Origin of the sequence: Paenibacillus xylanilyticus, assembly GCF_009664365.1 — a bacterium.
Classification (GTDB): Bacteria; Bacillota; Bacilli; order Paenibacillales; family Paenibacillaceae; genus Paenibacillus; species Paenibacillus xylanilyticus_A.
This window is the reverse complement of record NZ_CP044310.1, coordinates 1,303,324-1,320,029: the sequence shown is the minus strand read 5'-3', so window position 1 is coordinate 1,320,029 and position 16,706 is coordinate 1,303,324. Positions and strand designations below refer to the sequence as shown.

General features: G+C 49.4%; 18 protein-coding genes. 4 read left to right on the top strand and 14 right to left on the bottom strand.

What is annotated here, in order from left to right; all coding sequences use genetic code 11:
* Positions 1-119: 119 nt before the first annotated feature.
* From F4V51_RS05880 to F4V51_RS05855, 6 genes are all read right to left on the bottom strand, one after another.
* Positions 120-554, bottom strand: a complete 435-nt coding sequence (locus F4V51_RS05880; protein WP_095288941.1) for a phage tail assembly chaperone — start codon at positions 552-554, stop codon at positions 120-122.
* Between the two features lie 164 nt (positions 555-718).
* Positions 719-1,126 carry a phage tail tube protein gene (locus F4V51_RS05875; RefSeq protein ID WP_095288940.1) on the bottom strand — a complete coding sequence of 136 codons (408 nt, stop codon included), beginning with the start codon at positions 1,124-1,126 and terminating at the stop codon, positions 719-721.
* Positions 1,127-1,225: 99 nt separating this feature from the next.
* Complete coding sequence (locus tag F4V51_RS05870) at positions 1,226-2,689, bottom strand: phage tail sheath family protein (RefSeq protein ID WP_153977254.1); 1,464 nt, start codon at positions 2,687-2,689, stop codon at positions 1,226-1,228.
* Positions 2,689-2,889 (bottom strand): YqzN/YkzM domain-containing protein, encoded by a 201-nt coding sequence (locus tag F4V51_RS05865; RefSeq protein WP_153977253.1) that lies wholly within the window; start codon positions 2,887-2,889, stop codon positions 2,689-2,691. The genes F4V51_RS05870 and F4V51_RS05865 overlap by 1 nt, the downstream gene beginning before the upstream one ends.
* Positions 2,890-2,958: 69 nt before the next feature.
* Positions 2,959-3,870 (bottom strand): hypothetical protein, encoded by a 912-nt coding sequence (locus F4V51_RS05860; protein WP_153977252.1) that lies wholly within the window; start codon positions 3,868-3,870, stop codon positions 2,959-2,961.
* Positions 3,871-4,388: 518 nt separating this feature from the next.
* Entirely contained in the window at positions 4,389-6,182 is a 1,794-nt protein-coding gene (locus tag F4V51_RS05855; RefSeq protein ID WP_153977251.1) for a DUF4127 family protein, read from the bottom strand.
* 331 nt (positions 6,183-6,513) lie between these two features.
* On the opposite strand from F4V51_RS05855, the gene F4V51_RS05850 reads away from it, so the two are divergent.
* Positions 6,514-6,996, top strand: a complete 483-nt coding sequence (locus F4V51_RS05850) for a hypothetical protein (RefSeq protein WP_153977250.1) — start codon at positions 6,514-6,516, stop codon at positions 6,994-6,996.
* Between the two features lie 111 nt (positions 6,997-7,107).
* On the opposite strand, the gene F4V51_RS05845 is transcribed toward F4V51_RS05850, so the two are convergent.
* The 8 genes from F4V51_RS05845 to F4V51_RS05810 all read right to left on the bottom strand — a co-directional run bounded on the left by F4V51_RS05845 (position 7,108) and on the right by F4V51_RS05810 (position 13,056).
* Entirely contained in the window at positions 7,108-8,058 is a 951-nt protein-coding gene (locus F4V51_RS05845) for a hypothetical protein (protein WP_153977249.1), read from the bottom strand.
* Between the two features lie 118 nt (positions 8,059-8,176).
* A complete protein-coding gene (locus F4V51_RS05840; RefSeq protein WP_153977248.1) occupies positions 8,177-8,626 on the bottom strand; it encodes a hypothetical protein in 450 nt (149 codons plus the stop codon).
* Positions 8,623-8,811 carry a VOC family protein gene (locus tag F4V51_RS05835; RefSeq protein WP_153977247.1) on the bottom strand — a complete coding sequence of 63 codons (189 nt, stop codon included), beginning with the start codon at positions 8,809-8,811 and terminating at the stop codon, positions 8,623-8,625. Before F4V51_RS05835 ends, F4V51_RS05840 begins: the two co-directional genes overlap by 4 nt.
* Positions 8,812-8,829: 18 nt before the next feature.
* On the bottom strand, positions 8,830-9,285 hold the full coding sequence (locus tag F4V51_RS05830; RefSeq protein WP_153977246.1) for a VOC family protein: 456 nt from the start codon (positions 9,283-9,285) through the stop codon (positions 8,830-8,832).
* 16 nt (positions 9,286-9,301) lie between these two features.
* Entirely contained in the window at positions 9,302-9,877 is a 576-nt protein-coding gene (locus F4V51_RS05825) for an NADPH-dependent FMN reductase (protein ID WP_127538081.1), read from the bottom strand.
* A gap of 182 nt (positions 9,878-10,059) precedes the next feature.
* Positions 10,060-10,791 (bottom strand): response regulator, encoded by a 732-nt coding sequence (locus F4V51_RS05820; protein ID WP_153977245.1) that lies wholly within the window; start codon positions 10,789-10,791, stop codon positions 10,060-10,062.
* A 19-nt stretch (positions 10,792-10,810) separates the two neighbouring features.
* Positions 10,811-12,481, bottom strand: coding sequence for a GAF domain-containing sensor histidine kinase (locus F4V51_RS05815; protein ID WP_153977244.1), 1,671 nt, complete (start codon positions 12,479-12,481; stop codon positions 10,811-10,813).
* A gap of 92 nt (positions 12,482-12,573) precedes the next feature.
* Complete coding sequence (locus F4V51_RS05810; protein WP_153977243.1) at positions 12,574-13,056, bottom strand: ArpU family phage packaging/lysis transcriptional regulator; 483 nt, start codon at positions 13,054-13,056, stop codon at positions 12,574-12,576.
* A 684-nt stretch (positions 13,057-13,740) separates the two neighbouring features.
* Here F4V51_RS05810 and F4V51_RS05805 point away from each other — a divergent pair.
* From F4V51_RS05805 to F4V51_RS05795, 3 genes are all read left to right on the top strand, one after another.
* Positions 13,741-14,175: a helix-turn-helix domain-containing protein gene (locus tag F4V51_RS05805; protein WP_153977242.1), complete on the top strand. Its 435-nt coding sequence runs from the start codon at positions 13,741-13,743 to the stop codon at positions 14,173-14,175.
* A 42-nt stretch (positions 14,176-14,217) separates the two neighbouring features.
* The gene (locus F4V51_RS05800; protein WP_153977241.1) at positions 14,218-14,634 is read left to right on the top strand and encodes an ImmA/IrrE family metallo-endopeptidase; all 417 of its coding nucleotides are present in this window, start codon (positions 14,218-14,220) and stop codon (positions 14,632-14,634) included.
* Positions 14,635-14,815: 181 nt separating this feature from the next.
* Complete coding sequence (locus tag F4V51_RS05795; RefSeq protein WP_153977240.1) at positions 14,816-16,630, top strand: 5'-nucleotidase C-terminal domain-containing protein; 1,815 nt, start codon at positions 14,816-14,818, stop codon at positions 16,628-16,630.
* The last annotated feature ends 76 nt before the right edge of the window (positions 16,631-16,706 follow it).

Genomic DNA, 16,706 nt, shown 5'->3' with positions numbered 1-16,706 from the left:
TTCCGAAAAAGCAAGCAGCAGCGAGCGTTCCCCTCGCGGTAAAGACCAAAACTCTCCGGGACGAAGATGGTGACGAACCCACATATGATACAGGAACGTGGTCATCCCGCCGGAGTGTATCAGTTTTTTAGGTCTTCAATCTCCACACCGAAGCCGGATAGCTCCAGTACCTTGTCGCCTACAGCATCCAGTTCACCCGCAAGCAGCATGCGGCGAACCGCCTGTTCTCCACCAGACAGCTTCATGCGGCCAGTGATACGGTTATCTCCCCATCCGGACAGTTCCAGACCGCGGACATTCATTTTCACCGTAGCTTCGGAGATCAGCAGTGCGTTAAAAGTTTCGGTATCTACCTTCTCTTCCGTACGTCCTTTTGTCGTTTTACGGATAGTACAGCGTTCGCGAATCTGATCCACTTTGGAGGAGGTCAGTCCACGCAGGGTCAACAGCAGATCCAGGCGCTGAATGCGCACATTCTCTTCCGGCAACCGTTCTGCTGCTTCAAACAGCTGATCCAGAATCTGTTCTTCTGACATGTTTTCATTCATACTCATAGGGCACAATCTCCTTCTCATCTCACAATTGGATAACTCATCTCAACAATTAGGGACAACAAATAGACCGAGATTCCTCAGCCCGCATGTGTGCCCCTATTTTGTTAAGTCAACTTGCTCATCTGCACGATCAGACAAATTTCATTATGGATTCTGACCTGATCTTAGTTGGCAACAATCGGATTCAACAGTTCAAATCCTTCAAACGTAAAGCCTGTTTCCTCCGGCACTTCCTCACCCGCTGTCCAGTTTGCGAGCTGAATTTTGTCCACCATGCAGCCTTTCAGCAGAACACTCTCATGTCCATACGACTCTGGATCGTCCAGCTTCGAGATGATTTGGAACTTGGTGAACCCGCGCTGGATCATGTCGGAAGTAACCTTGTAACCTGTCATTGTGCCTGTTCCTTTTTTCGCGCCATTTTTGTGAACTTTCCAGTCATTGCCGACCAGATTCAGCTCACGTTTTTCAATCTCCACACTGGCTTCCAGCTTGTTAATATTCGTCTGCCACACCCCATCCATATGCAGCTGACCATGGGTACCGAGAATAACTCTTGATGCATCCAACATGTACAATTCCTCCTTGGGATCTTTTCTAATGAAAAAAACGAATTCAACTCATAACTAAACTAAACTAAACTAAGCTCTCGCCCTGCTCTTCTACACGACTTATTGCACGTAAAATGTACCAAACAACTGCTCCATCACATCGGTCAGCTTCACATTCCACTGCAGGAATACCTGATCTGCCTCCGGTTTCAGGATCGGGGCTGCGCCATAATAGACTGGGTCAAGAATGACATCATACCCCTCAGCCTCAATCACATTGCTCTGTGCGAGCAGCGCAAGATAAGCCTTCATTGCACCGATCAGTGCCCGGCGACCCTCTTCGGTATTGTTGACTTTCCCGATATACGTATCTTCCGCAGAACGCTGCAAGTCTGTGTTAATCGCATCCATCACACGAATGGAACGGATTTTTTTCCATGCGTTATTTTGTCCGGCAGCAGGAGTCACGAGTGTATTTACACCGCGAAGCGCCTTCACCTGGCGGCCATCATGGAAGAATATAAATACGCCATTCTGTACTGCCTGCTCCTGTTCCGCACGAGTCCAGCGGCGTGTGACATCATCGAACGGTGAAGGAGCGTACGTTGTCGATTCATTCAGACGTTGTCCAGCGATGAGACCGGCGACATAAGCGGATGTTTCCGCTGAACTGTAGTACGCATCCCCCAGACGCACACCGGTACCGACATTGATCACACCTTCGTGATTCAAAGTCAGTGAACGGGCGGCCGCTTTCTGTGCAGCCGTTGCTGACGTATCCTCTGCGATGGAACCGCCAAATACAGCCATCACCGGTTTCCCCTCGCTGCGTACACGTTTCACCCACGCCGCAAAGCTTGCCAGCAAAGGCGCATCTGCCGCATGATCCAGTGCCAATACGTCGAATTGCTCGCCTTCCAGTGCACCCTGAACCGCAATATATTCCGCGTTGGTCAGGTCATCGTTACCGCTCGCACCACCTTTGAAAGCCGCACCCGACACGGTCGCAACCACACCCGTACCATCGCCAATCGCCTGAGCCGTTACCCACTCATTGCGCTCGTCCTCATTCATCTGTTTGCCTAGAGATGCTGCCGAGATATCCGCGGTCATGAGTGCATACAGCATCCGATTTCCTTCAAACAGGCGCACTTCATGCTTCGTATTATCAATTACACCCGGCTGAATGGTGACATAGAATCCGTTCGCACGATCTCCCGGATACTTGGCATCCAGCTGTAGTACGTCCGCATCGCTGCTGTCCTTCAACGTTAGACTGGCTGCTTTTGCCGTGGCACCTGCTACCCGATAGGCGAGCAGTTTCTTCGGACCACCCAGCAGAGCAAGCTTCAAAGACGTGTAGGCTGTCCCATTATCCAGCGCATGTGCGGAGAAAATACGTTCAATCGCCGCTTCGCTTCCGACTTCTACGAAGGTTCCCACTGGACCCCAGTTTGCCTTGACCGGAACGACAACCGTTCCCCGACTGCCAGCCTGAATGGCTGAAGATGCTGCCGCCTGAAAATTCATATATAAGCCCGGAAGGACCGGACGATTCGTTTGCTCCCATGTTCCGCCTGCCATTATCCCTTCACCTTCGCTTTCATAAATTGGTTGATTCTTACTTGCGTTTCCTCAATGGAAAACGTCTGCTGCGCTGCTTCGTACAGCGCACCATGCAGCACCTCTGCCTTAACGGCAAAGAGGGCTTCCGCATGATTCATCAGTTCCGCCCGCGTATATTGCGAGTCAGCCTGTTTACTTTTTTTTACGGTGCTTGCCATTGCCACTTCACCTCATCTTCGAATTACGGATACTTTTCCACCCTAGAGACGGTTCCTTGCCATTCAAGACTAATCGATTCCCTTACTGTGATGAATCTCGCGGATCAACGGTACATCCGTCGCCGGACGACGGGATCGCTGCTGCAGGGTCAGACGAATCTGCCCGTTCAGGTAAGCATCTGCCTGCAAATCAGCTGAAACCTCCTCCACCGTCAGGTACCGGGTATCCTCTGCATTTGCCAGAGCAATACGGGTCTGTACAGCCAGTTGCTCGACCAGACTTGTAACGGTATGACGGGTGACCCCTTCACCTGCAGCAACAACATGTCCCGTCCACTGCTTTCGCATCTCCAGCGCCGAAGTGCCTGCAGCAGCTGAGCTGTAACCCGTCAATCGCCACAGCACGGAAGGTGTCTCATATCCTCCGGGCCAGACGTCGCCATACACGGACCATTCGGAACCAAGCGCTGACTGTGTCCAGTCCTGAAGGGCAGCCATCCATGAATCCGATGTACCTGAAGCAGTATGGTTATTGGTGGATTCAGGAATATACATCCCGAACCGCAAACTTCGCGTCAGCATGCCTGATCCGGCGTCCACCCGGTCATAGTCGGATGATCCGAAATAGATGCAGGTAAACGCTGCACCCTTCTCGTCCTCCAGCCGTACCTGATGAAGTCCCTTTACCAGCTCCGCGGACCACATTTCCAGCCGTTCTGCTCCACCATCTTCCGGGCGAACGTACGGAGAGATTTTAATAATTCGTCGGTACCCTGCCCAAGCAGACTTGGGTATTTCTTCGGCAAAAGCAACGACCGCACAAGGCCCTGTCAGAACCTCACCCTGTGCAGGGACATCCAGCACCCGGCCTTCCCATGCCGGAACGAGTGCTGCAAGCTTTTGCTTCAGCGTCTGTCTCACAGCCACACTCATTTGGTTTGCCCCTATAAATGTAACGTTTGTTTCACTTTGAATAGACACATTCATTTCGCCCCCTTCAGCTGCACGTTTGTCATCTGTTCGCATGATGCAGCGGCCATGCGGCAGCCCAAGACTCCTCCTTGTTCTCAGTGACTGAGTAAATGATAACTACCGAGATCAATGCCGGACACGAATCACCGCATCAAAAAGACCGGCCTTCTTGGCCGGTCTGTACATAAGCGTATGAGCTTTCGGTATGTGTCCGTTTGCGATTGATCCGATAATACAATCTTACACCCTTTTCTCCCTAGCGCGGAAGGCGAATCGGATGACTTCAGTGTGGTTTAGGGAGTGTCTGCGGCGGAAAAAAGACGAGTCCACGTTTCTCACAATATAAGATGAACTGAAACATTTACACGAGAACGAAGAGTGCAGAATCAGTCTGGAGAGGCAGAGCGGTCGCGTTTATCACCGGATTTTTCCCTTTAGAGAAGGGAATCACAAAAAGCCGGGGATAAAAGTGATCGTAAGATGGTTCTGCAATCGTAGTGGTCTAGTGTAAAGTTTATAGGTTCACATTATTTCAACGTAACCTGCGGACTCAATGTAATTTCAAATGCACGTCCCCAGATGAAATCCGGATTGGCATAGTCGAGTACAGCATGGCAATATTTCGCATACAACACATCGCAGTTGCGGATTTGGTTGATTGCCACGTTACCTTGAGCAAAGGCCGTTTTGCTTGCGAGACCCGCGGTGTACGTCTGCATCAGATCCCGAAGCAGCGTCTGCAGGTGAGCATAATCTTCCTCGGAATTGAACAGCACCATATTCTGATCCGCAAGGGTAGCCACATTGGTATAGAGCGCGTTAGCCCTGGAGTATGTGCGGATATCCGCGATCGCTACAGCTTTATAGTAGTAATCTTTCAGGAACCGTTTGAACAGTAATGATCCATGCGCATCTACAGCTTCGTGAAGAGCAGAAGCGCGTTTTTCGGTGGTGACAAAAGCATATCGGGATTGTCCCATGCCTACCGCAAGGCCAATCTTGTTCCCCGGTGTATTCCAGGCGCTGTAACCAAGTACCCGGCCGGTATATGGACTGTTCAGCAGTGCTTCCGCTACATCCACATTCGCTGGTCCTTTTCCGACAAAATCAATCAGCACCGCCGGCAATCCTTGCTCACTAATGCTCGTCAGCCGTTCAACCGCGGCTTGGACCTGATCCAGCGCCGTAATCGCAATAATCTCGATATCCACACCTGGTTTTGGTCCCGGCTTTCCTGAGGGCCCGTTGGTCATGCGATCCAGTTCCGAGGACATGTCAAGCGAAGTGGCTCCCTCAGCATCTCCTGGGTAAGCCGCATCCGCTACCAGCACCCCGCCTACAATATCAATATGGCGAGCTACATTCTCGTGAACGTCCATATACTCATAGGTATTAATAATTGTGGAGCCGTGAGGGCCATAATAATTTACAGCGTAACGTGTTTTCGCGCCGCCTCGCAGCAGCTGATTCGCCATCCGCGCCACAAGGGCATGACCGAGACCGTCCGCATCCGGAAGGATGATGGCCCGTTCGGGATTTTGTCCGTCAGTTCCCCCCAGCCATTCGTTAATTCGTGCTTCAACATAGTTAATCTCGTTAATCTGAACCCCCTGTGTATTCGCATCGTCGACACCTACAGCGAGGAAATCAATGTATCCTTTGCGGGCCAACTGATCCAGAATGTACAGGTTTGTTTTGAACTTGTGCTGTCTGGTGTTGTAGTACTGCTCTTTGTTGAAGAAAGTCGTTTCACCATACTCCACACCATCTGGCGACAGGTTGTAGCCTTTAATAATGTCCTCAAAGTCGGTATAGGCCTGGCGCGGCTGCTGCATGAGTGCACGGGACTCGTTGTAGGCGTCGAGCGCAAGGCCGTCTGCAAATGAAGTGGTCGCCAGCCGCATTACCGTATCCATGACATACACCGGTTTACGCGGATATTTCTCCTTGATCACTTGAATCACATTGAGCAGACGCGTCGTTTCTTCATCATAGTTCGGGTAGGCGTCTCCTCCGTCCTCCCGAAGCTGACGACTGCCAATCAGACCGCCGTAGGCCAGCATATCAGACGAGATAATGAATCCATCGACTTGAGCAGCATGCTGCAGAATAAACGTATAAATGTTGGTCGGGATACCATACGTAGGTGCAGATGTGCCGAGCAGTGTTGTGCCTTCTGTCGTTTTTTCCGAATCGAGACGGTTTTGAATATCACCCAGGTTCGGCGTAACGATATGGATGCCTGCTGCCTTCCCTTGAACAATGACGTCATCCAAGTTAGCCGGGCGGTCATCCAGTGGAACATACAATACGGTTTTCATATCATGTAACCTCCTGTTTATTAAATTCTGTCTTACATAAGTACCCGATTAGAGCAAGCTCACCATCACCGCATCAAAAAACCGGCCCCCAGGCCGGCTGTACATTAGCGTATGTGCTATCGGCTGTGTCCCTTGCTGCTAATCCGATAATACAATCTTACACCCTTTTTCCGGCTCTGCTGACGGTGAAAGGTACGGTTTCCGTCTGATTGTGGTCGCCCTCCGGGAGGTAAAAAGTCGGTTCCAGGTAATCTCTGTTACGATCATCAAACATTATGCTTATATTGTACGTTTAGTACATATAAACAAGACCGTATAAAGGATGGATATCATGAAAACTTCGGATTGGTTCTATTTGTGGATAGCCATACCCTGTTATATGGCAGGACCCGTTATGTACACCATGACGATGTATATTCTCTACCAGGAAACGAACGTATTAACTGTCCCCCTTCTTGGATGGACTGCTGCAGCATTTTCGTCCGTTGTTATACTGTTTTATCTGCTTACAGTTATCTTTTTACGTGTACTAAAGATCTATTTCTTTTGGCTGCAAACCCTGCTCTATATGCTCTTATCCCTTATCCCCGTGTATATGACTACGGTTCTTATGGGTTCAGGAACTTCCCGGCTGCCAGAACTTTCTTTTCCGTTTACCCCTGAAGGCATCCCATTATTAGTGTTCTGGGAAAGTATCGCAGTTATGAGTTCCTGGGGTGTCTGGGCTGCTCACAAACCTTCCATTAAACGTCCCTTCCTACTCTTCTCCGGTGTCTTTCTTATCCTGTTTATCCTTGAATTCCAGCCTCGTTAAAACCAAAAAAGAGCACCGCCATTTCAGGCAGTGCTCTTCATCATTTATATGTTTGCCATCGCATAACATGTACTCTTAAATGCCCTGAGCGATTGCCTTAACATTTAATTCTTAAGCAATAATATACCGGAAATTCTCCCAGCTCTCCGGGAACGAATGACCGTTTCTAGTATGATGATAAAAGCTGAACGGAAATTTGAACACATGGCCTGCGTTCCAATCGCGGGATCGACGGTCGGTTAGCCAGTATTCCAGCTCGTGCGGCAGAGCCGTCGAACGTTCGGCAGGAACCAGCGGTAGCACGTCGACTGGAGATTGCAATGTCCACTGTCCATCTTCACGTACCGCTTCCCGGCTCAATCGAAGGGCCTTTATCATCGTCAGGAACGGTGGAATTCCTTTGTGGAACAGTGCCGGGTAACCCAGCTCATGCAAGATATTGAGTGCATGGCCGTAGGTCAGCATATGACCGATCAGATCATGATGGGACTCGGCCTGATAGATCGCTGGGAACGCTCCCAGCTCATCCAGAATCAACCGGGACAGCTGCTCCGGTCCGTCAATTCGAGGAAAATTATCCGTATCATCTATCTGCAGACTGCGGATTTCCTTAACCGTTGTGTTCAGCCACGATCTTCCCGGTATGGTTTTCTCAAACGAATCGATCAGCTCCACCATCCGTTCGATATCCTGCTCAGTGCCCCAGCCATCCAGCTCGCGGATGGCTTTCAGCGTAAGCGCACCATAGATTGCCTGGTGTCCAACCCAGTGAAGTTCTCCAATCGTACGATCCAGCGCTTCTGTGATCCGCGCCTCGGCTTCTTCCCGTTCGAGTATTTCACTACGGGCCGATTGTGGCTCCTGATCCACTCCATGCTTGCGAAGCATAGCTTTCGCCTCAGCAGTAACACTGCCCGCCGCAAGGGAAGACAGACGATTTTCCCGAACCCAGAAATAAGCGGCAATCGCGCCTGCTCCATAGTGGGCATGCCACAGGTCACCTGTACGCTCCCGACTCGAAACGATGACCCTCAGACCCTCTTCCAACAAACGTCGATCCATAACGTCATCACTCCTTCACCGAATTTAAATTCATTACACCATGTTTACATTGTGTTTACTTCTATAAAATGAATCAAATCGTGCATATATGCCCGTTTCGCTTCCCAGTTTCAATCATTTACCCAAACTGTAGTCTGCCGACACCTTGTACGACAACTTCGAGCGGGAATCGTTGGGCTTTTTGCTCCGAGAAGAACCAGATCCGTTCCCTTTTCACCACAATAAACAGACCACTCACGTCTCCTACCGGGGCAAAGGTTTCACTTATCGCTCCCCATCGGTTTAAGCCCATTTGCTCCAATTCTCCTACCGTAGTCAGTACATCTTCTGATACAAGCCCCACCTCGCATACCTGCAGCAGATCTGCCGCCGAGAAAGGACGGTCACTCTTATGATGAGTATTGTGATGAGCAATCAGCTCCAGAATGTTACCAGCAGGGTCCTCGAAATAAAGTGAATGGGAATTCCAATTCTCTGAAAAGGTTTCATCCTCTCCGTCCTGCGTACTGAGCTCTACACGTGCCGCTGCCCAGGCTTTGGCCGCCTGAAAACGGTTCTTCGGAATCATCCAGGCAAAGTGATAGAAGGGCCGTGTTCCGTCTCGCTATGGACAAATATCATTCTTGTGCAGCCGATCTGCAGTGTGAATGAGGTATCGGAGTCAGCAGCCACCTTCAGTCCGAGCGTATCCCTATAGAAATGTTTAATCTCAGCCAATCGAGCTGTGTGCAGCTTCACTTCTTCAAATAGCATCTGACTGCCTCCTCTCGATCACGCCCGTCCGTGCATCTTCTCCCATGTACTCCATGGCACCATACCCAGCTCCGGCTTCGCTTCATCCGGAAGCATGGATATGAATTCAAGAGAGTGACCATCCGGGTCCTTGAAATATACCGATACAGCCGGCATCCAGCCGAATACATACAGCTCACCGATATCATCATCAAGGAAGTTGTGCGTCTTAATCCCTTTCCCCTCCAGATAGGTGACAGCATGCTTCATGTCCTCCAGCGATACGTGAAAGGCAAAATGCTGCCGCTGCACCTGCTCCGGTTCCTTTTCCCACAGCCCAAGCATTGCATTCCCCGCTCCACCAATCCAGTAAAACGAGTTACCGCGATCCTTCTGCCCGTAAGCATGTGGCAAACCGACAATCTGTTCATAAAAGTGATGTGATCTCTCCAGATTCGTTACATTCAAATGGGTTTCAAATATGCCTTTAATCATGTTCATAACCTCTTTCTCAGCTTTCGGATGATTTCCGTGCAGATGTTAATGTCTGGGCCAGGCTCAGGAACGAACCAATCACTCGCTGAATCCGGTCCTCAATGTCCTGGCTGCCTTCATATTCCTCATATCCGTCAAAGGTTGCTTCAAACCGCCTGCGCTGCGCACCCCCAATGGAGATCCACTCTTGTGCATTAATCCCATGCAGATTGCGAACGATGGCCTGCAGCTGCAAAAGAGAACTAACGCCCACAGCTCCTCCCGCAGAGCTGATCGACAAGACCGGTTTGCCGCTAAAGTGTGCCTGGCTCAGATGATCCAGCGCATTTTTGAGCACCCCGCTGATGCTGCCGTGATACTCTGGCGTGGATAAAATAATGGCGTCCGCCGCGAGCATGCGCGAGTTGAGTTCTGCCAGGTTGTGATCCTCTGCCTGCTTCTCATCCGGTGCGTAGAATGGAACGGGTGTCTGATACAGATCAAACAGGCTCGCCTCATGACCCTGGTTGCGCATGACTTCGACCGCATATTCCCCCAAACGTGTACTGGTTGCATTCTTTCGGTTGCTTCCTGCCAATACGATGATCTTCATCTATGTCACACTCCTGCCTCTTTTTGGTTTGTATTCCATCTTCAACCTTCATCTCTTCTGCCTCTATCTTACCTTGCTTCTTCTTCCAAATCGTCAGCAGATAGACTTAACTTGCAGCACAAAAAAACTCAACCTTTCGGTTGAGTTTCTACGACTTTAGGCTGAGAAGGGGATTGAATCCATCAGACCCAGCCGTTCTTCACGGCATGGATGGCTGCTTGCGTACGATCGGCCAATCCCAATTTATCCAGCAGATGACTGACATGTGTTTTTACCGTTTTCTCTGTTATTACGAGCTGAACCGCAATCTCCTTGTTGCTGAGTCCCTGAGCAATAAGGGCCAATACCTCTTGCTCGCGGCGGGTCAGCGCATCCAGACTCGGTGAAGTTTCTTCCACTCGCAAAGGCTGCTTAAGCTTCTCATAATCCTGAACTTTCCCGTATGCTGCTGAATCTGTGTGTACCGTATCCTGCGCTTCTAACGGTATGTCAGATGAAGCCATCACATGCATTAACTGGCCAGCCGCCGCAGGATGAAGCTGGGCCTGTCCTGCATGTACATTCCTTATCGCCACGGCAAGATCCTCGGGTTCAATATCCTTCATCAGATACCCTTTGACCCCAGCCCGCACGGCAGGAATAACGTGATCCTGATCCGAAAACGACGTGAGCACAATAACGCGAATTCCAGGCAAAATCGTGCGCAGGCGTCTGGCGGTCTCGATCCCGTCCAGCACAGGCATATGCAGATCCATGAGCACCACATCGGGCTGCAGCTTCTCTGCCTGTTCAATCGCCTCCTGACCATTGGAGGCTTCACCCACCACTTTCATATCTGTCTGCGTGGACAAAAACACGTGCAGTCCCCGTCTAACCATGGCATGATCATCTGCGAGCAAAATTGTAATCGGCATGTTGTGTCTCCCCCTGACATTAACCCAATTCGGACGGGAGTGGAATAACTACCGTTACCGATGTTCCCGTACGGGATGAACTTATAAGCTCCAGCTTGCCTCCGAGCGACTGCGCCCGCTCTTTCATAATGGACAGACCCAGTGAACGGGCAGGCAGGGGCTGCTTTCTTTTGGCTCCACCTTTTCCCCGATCCTTAATAATGAACACGGCTTCGGTATCCCCTAGCTGGAGAGTAATATCTGCCGCTGTAACTTCCGCATGTTTGCGTACATTATTCAGGGCTTCCTGTCCAATTCGCCATAACCCCTCTTCTATATTGCGAGGCAGGCTGCGCATGCCGGTTCGGTTGACGACGACCTGCAGCCCCTGACTCGTACCATACTCCTGCAGTGCACTTAGCAGACCGGATTCGAGTCCGGCGGGACGAAGCTGCATGATCAGCGCTCGCATTTCCTTCAGAGCTTCTTGGGATAACGAACGGATATCTCTCATCGCTTCAGCTGCCGGATGCAGCTCTGCTGTACCGGACAACATGCTCTCTGCTCCCTTGGCGGTCAACGAAAGCGAGAACAAGATTTGATTTACTGAATCATGCAGATCCCGAGCCAGTCGGTTTCGCTCCTCCAGGCGGGTTAATTCACGGCGCTTCTCGACGAGTCTCAGACTTTCCCAAGAGGCTGTAATATGTTCTGCCAGCGCATCTATCACCTCACGGTCTGATAGAAGAGAATCCACTTCCGAACCGAGCTGGGCGACCAGCACGGCTGTTTCCCCGGGAGGGCTGAGTGGTATGGCCGCAGCCAAACCTGAAGACATAACAGAATCAGGAGGCATTGTGCCGCAAACCTGAGACAATTCTACCATCTCGGCTGCTGATAATATGTCGGCGCGATGCGATTGAATCACACGTTGTAGTAGGCGATCCGTCTCCGGAGGTATCTCGTTCACTAGCAATGAGTCTTCCAAGGTACTGGCATGCGCCTTTTGTATACTTAGAGCTCCATTTTTTTGAGCTATCAGAGCGACAAAAGGCCATTCGTAATGCTGTCCAAGCAGCTTGACCACCGTTCTGGCCATATCGTCAGCATTGCTGCACTCGTTCAGTTCCAGCCCCAGCGCTCTGCTGAACTCCCCCAGCCTGGCATACTGATCCGCTCTTCTCTGCTCGCCGCGATATAATCTCATGCGCTCCATGGCACTTCCGATTTGATAGGCTACGGCCTGCAGAAGCGCCAGCTCCCCTTCACTAAAATGCTCTTTGCCTGGTGCGGCAACGTTGAGCAATCCTATCATTTTCTCACCCGATCGCAGCGGAACCGTTGCATGATGGGTGATGTCACGCGTGTCTCCCCACTGATGCTCCGTGGCATCCTCAAGCCGTTTGCAGTTAATAATGTTGACGGCATTATCGAGTCTGCCATCCCGGAAACGGTTTACACACCAGCATGTTCCACAGCGCATGGGCTCCTTGTCTTGATGAAGCAGAGCTGGCGGCAGGTTGTAGTCCGATACACATGAATATTCTCCGCCCTCACGAATGAGAAACACCCAGCCTGTCGTAAGTCCCGTCAGCTCCAGCAGCTTGCCTACTACCGTATCCAGCATCGGGCTCAGATCATTGGATGTGTTCAGCGTCTCCGCAATGGTTTTCAGCGTGTACATTTCCTGCATTCCGGAATCTTGCGGCATGCGGATTTCTCTCCTTTATTCCATCGAAGTGTTGTTGTTTCATTATTGTATACAATCATTTCAGGAGTTTAAAGGACGAACTTCCAATCCTTTCAACCAAGCTTTTGGCGGCTCTTGCGGGATATGGAGAGCGGCTCCACATTGATCAGTCCCCGATCGGATAAGGCAAGGGCCATTTTATAGAAGGCACGAGTTCTGATTTTGGTATACGTATCCTTGCTCACAGGCGGATCGAATACATGGTTGTACACCTTGTAATCAAACACGTCATCATCCTTCAGGTACCGTTCACATACCAGTACCCGCTCCTTCTCACTCAGACGGGACACGATGTAATCAATTGTATCGCAATACGCCTGACGTGCACGCTGTACATCCACATTGTAGATGGCCGTTCTGGCAGTTGAATCCCCTGTGACATTGGTAGGCCCGTGGAAACGCTCCGTGTAACTCGCCGTGACCATGACCTCACGTTCTTCAAAGGCAATCGTTTTATAAATCCGGTATTTCTCCAGCGCGGCTTCCACAGCCGTTTGCGTTTTGCGTCGATCCAGTTCAGGCAGAAATAATTCCATATTCATTCTCCTCCTTAAGGGTTAATTTAAAATGAAACACGCTAAGCTTCACTTCTTTTATGAGTGTGTTACAGTCTGATTAGAGAATAACGGCCATTGTCCAGCTCTTTTGCGTTGCCTTTTGGAATCACTTCCGCAGGGCTCCATACCTTGAGTGTTCCAGTTTCCAGTACATATAAATCGTTCGAATTTAATGTTGTGTTCGTATTTTGTTCGTATTTCTATTTGAGGATACCACTTATTGGAGATTAGAGTAAACCTTCATTTTGGGTCATTTTGACGATAAAATAAAACCCTCACGCCTATTTTCTATACCTTTTGGCATAATTGTTTCATTTCCCTTTACCTAATGGTATATATACGTTATAGTACAGATAATTACAGATCCCTCGTATGAGCGGCATTCATCATATTAAGAAGGTACTTGAATGTTAATGTGAACATGATTTGCCCCCTAGAAGTGCGATAGTAGTGGAGGAGACGGAATCGATTCTGAAAAAGCGATAGCGTTCGCATTTATCACCGGATTTCTCCCTTTCATAAGGGATCAAGGAAATCTGGGGATAACGGCGATTGGAAGAACGATCCGTAGCCGGAACGGGGCACCAGCAGATCATAGGGCATGGAGTGTTTCTTAGTATCTATTTAATACGCTTATACGAATTGAAGGAGTTGGCATGAATTGTGGAGCAACCTTTTGGTCCTTATCTGAAACAACTGCGGGAACAGCAGAGCTATAGCATCAATCAGCTCGCCGAAGCAGCAGGAATCAGCAACTCGCAAATTTCACGCATTGAAAATGGAGTACGCGGTGTTCCAAAACCAGCCACGATTCGCAAATTGGCAGATGCCCTCTCCGTTCCCTATGCCGACATGATGAAACAGGCAGGGTATATTGAGGCAGCAAACGGAGCTCAGGATATCCCCGAATGGGCGACGTACAAAGACCGGCGTGATTTCAAGAAAATGCTTGAGGACGAAGACGATCTGATGTTTGACGGAATTCCACTGGATGACGAAGACAAAAAACGTATCAAGGATGTGCTGACCGGACTGTTCTGGGAAGCCAAACAGATGAATAAACGCAAGAAAAACGATGAACCGAACAGCCGCCAATGAGGCATGGAAAGCTGATTACAATGAAGCAGCAGGTGAGATGATATGGACGAGATGGTAACAAAGCTGATTCGAAAACACCGGACCAACTGCCCCTTCAGCATTGCCAGAGCCATTGGAATACAGATCCGTTTCACCAATCTGGGCAAGTCTACCAAAGGGCTGTATTTCCGCAAGCTCCGCCGCAGATTTATTGTCATTCACAGTGAACTTCCGCCGGAATGGCAGCGGTTTGTATGTGCTCATGAACTTGGACATGACCGATTGCACAAAGGCATTAATCGTTTCTTTTTGGAGGAACACTCCTATTTTGCTCCCGGCAAGCTCGAAAGGCAGGCCAATCGTTTTGCCATTCAATTATTGACCTCAGGAGTCATGCCGGAACCTGATGAATCCCTGGAGAAATACTGTTTACGTACAGGACTGCCGCGCGAAGCGCAGCATTTTTTTTACTCGATATAAGAACATATGTTTCATTCAAATGAGAATTAACTTTATTCCCCAGCCGCTTGATTTACATGTCACTTTCAGGTTACCTATTTTTACGTAAATCACGAGATTTCCTAATCATAGTCTGCTAAAATACAATTTGAGCTGCGCGAGAGCTCAGGCAGATCATATTTTTGGGAGGGTACAGATTCATATGAAAATCTGGAAGACTTACGTTTCACTTCTGCTAACGGCTTGCTTACTGTTTGGCAGTGTAGGAATTGCGGCCGCTGCAACGGATACAACTCCGGGCACGGGTAAACACATTACGATTCTACATACGAATGACACACACGCACGTGCAGTTGAAGCATCACCTGCAATGGGCTATGCCAAAGTGGCAGGGATTGCTGACAAATACCGCAGCGAGAATCCCAATACCCTTTTGCTTGATGCAGGAGATGCTGTGCACGGTACAACCTTTGCAACACTCGTGAACGGCGAGAGTATCGTCAAAGTCATGAATGAGATGGGCTACCAGGCGATCGTTCCGGGTAACCACGAATTCAACTACGGCTCCAAGCACCTTGTTGAGCTTGCGGACATGATGAATTTCCCAATGATTAGTGCGAACGTGAAGAAAAAAGACGGAACTCGTCTCTTTGATCCCTATCTTATTAAAGAAGTTGACGGTGTCAAAATCGGAATCATCGCTTTGACTACACCTGAAACCATGTACAAAACGAATCCAAAAAATGTTGAAGGTCTTGATATTACTGACCCAGCTGCAGAAGCCAAAATTCTGGTGAACGAAATTCGCAGCAAAGTGGATGTGGTAGTTGTTCTGGGACACCTTGGACAAGATGCTTCCAGTACAGACACTAGCTTCAAAGTGGTAAAAGAAGTTCCGGGGATTGATGTATTCATCGACGGACACAGCCACACCATTCTCCAGGATGGTCTCGTATCCGACAACGGAACATTGATTGCGAGTGCCGGAGAGTACACCAACTTCGTAGGTGTCATCGATCTGTGGGTAGACGGTGGCAAGGTAACGAAGAAACAAGCGACATTGATTGATGAAACAGAAGCCAAAGATATTAAACCGAATGAGAAAGTAGCAGCACTCGTGAACTCCATTCAAAAAGAACAAGAACCTATTCTTAAGGAAGAAGTCGCCAATACAGCAATCCTGCTTGATGGAAAACGCGAACAAGTTCGTGCTGGTGAGACTAACCTAGGTGACCTGCTCGCAGATGCCATTCGTGACGTCAGCAATGCAGATATCGCACTTACGAACGGCGGCGGTATCCGTGCTTCCATTGAAAAAGGTATCGTAACCAAAGGCGACATTATCACTGTACTTCCTTTTGGTAATCAGGTTGTAACGCTGGATGTAAAAGGCTCTGATGTTCTGGCAGCCCTTGAAAACGGCGTAGCCTCCTACCCGGAACCAAGCGGCGGTTTCCCGCAAGTATCTGGCATGACGTTCAGTATCGATACTTCAGCTGCTGAAGGCAGTCGTGTACATTCCGTGACGATTGGCGGCAAAGCTCTTGATCCGGAAGCCACGTATACACTGGCTACAAATGATTTCACAGCTGTTGGCGGTGACGAGTATACCATGTTCAACAAATACACCATCTCCGGCATGTACGGTGCAATGGACGAAGCATTGATTGAATACATGCAGAAGCTTGGCGCTGTGGACATCAAAACTGATGGCCGTATCAAGGAAGCAAAAACACCTGTAGTTGAACCGGAAGCTCCAGAGACAGAGACACCGGCTCCAGCTACACCGAAGCCAGAAACACCAAAACCGGTAACACCAAAACCAGAAACACCATCAAAACCGGCACCAAACAAACCAGCTCCTGCTAAAGTATATGTTGTAAAATCCGGAGACTCCCTGTACTCCATCTCCAAAAAATACAACACAACCTGGCAAGCGCTGCAAAAGTTGAACAGCATCAAAAATCCTCACTGGATTTATCCTGGTCAACAACTTAAACTGCCTGCTGCTTCTTAAGCAAACCAATATTCGAATAGTGTGACCTGCTCCACAGATCGATTGAATCAGAAGTAATAATAGCAGTATCGAAAAA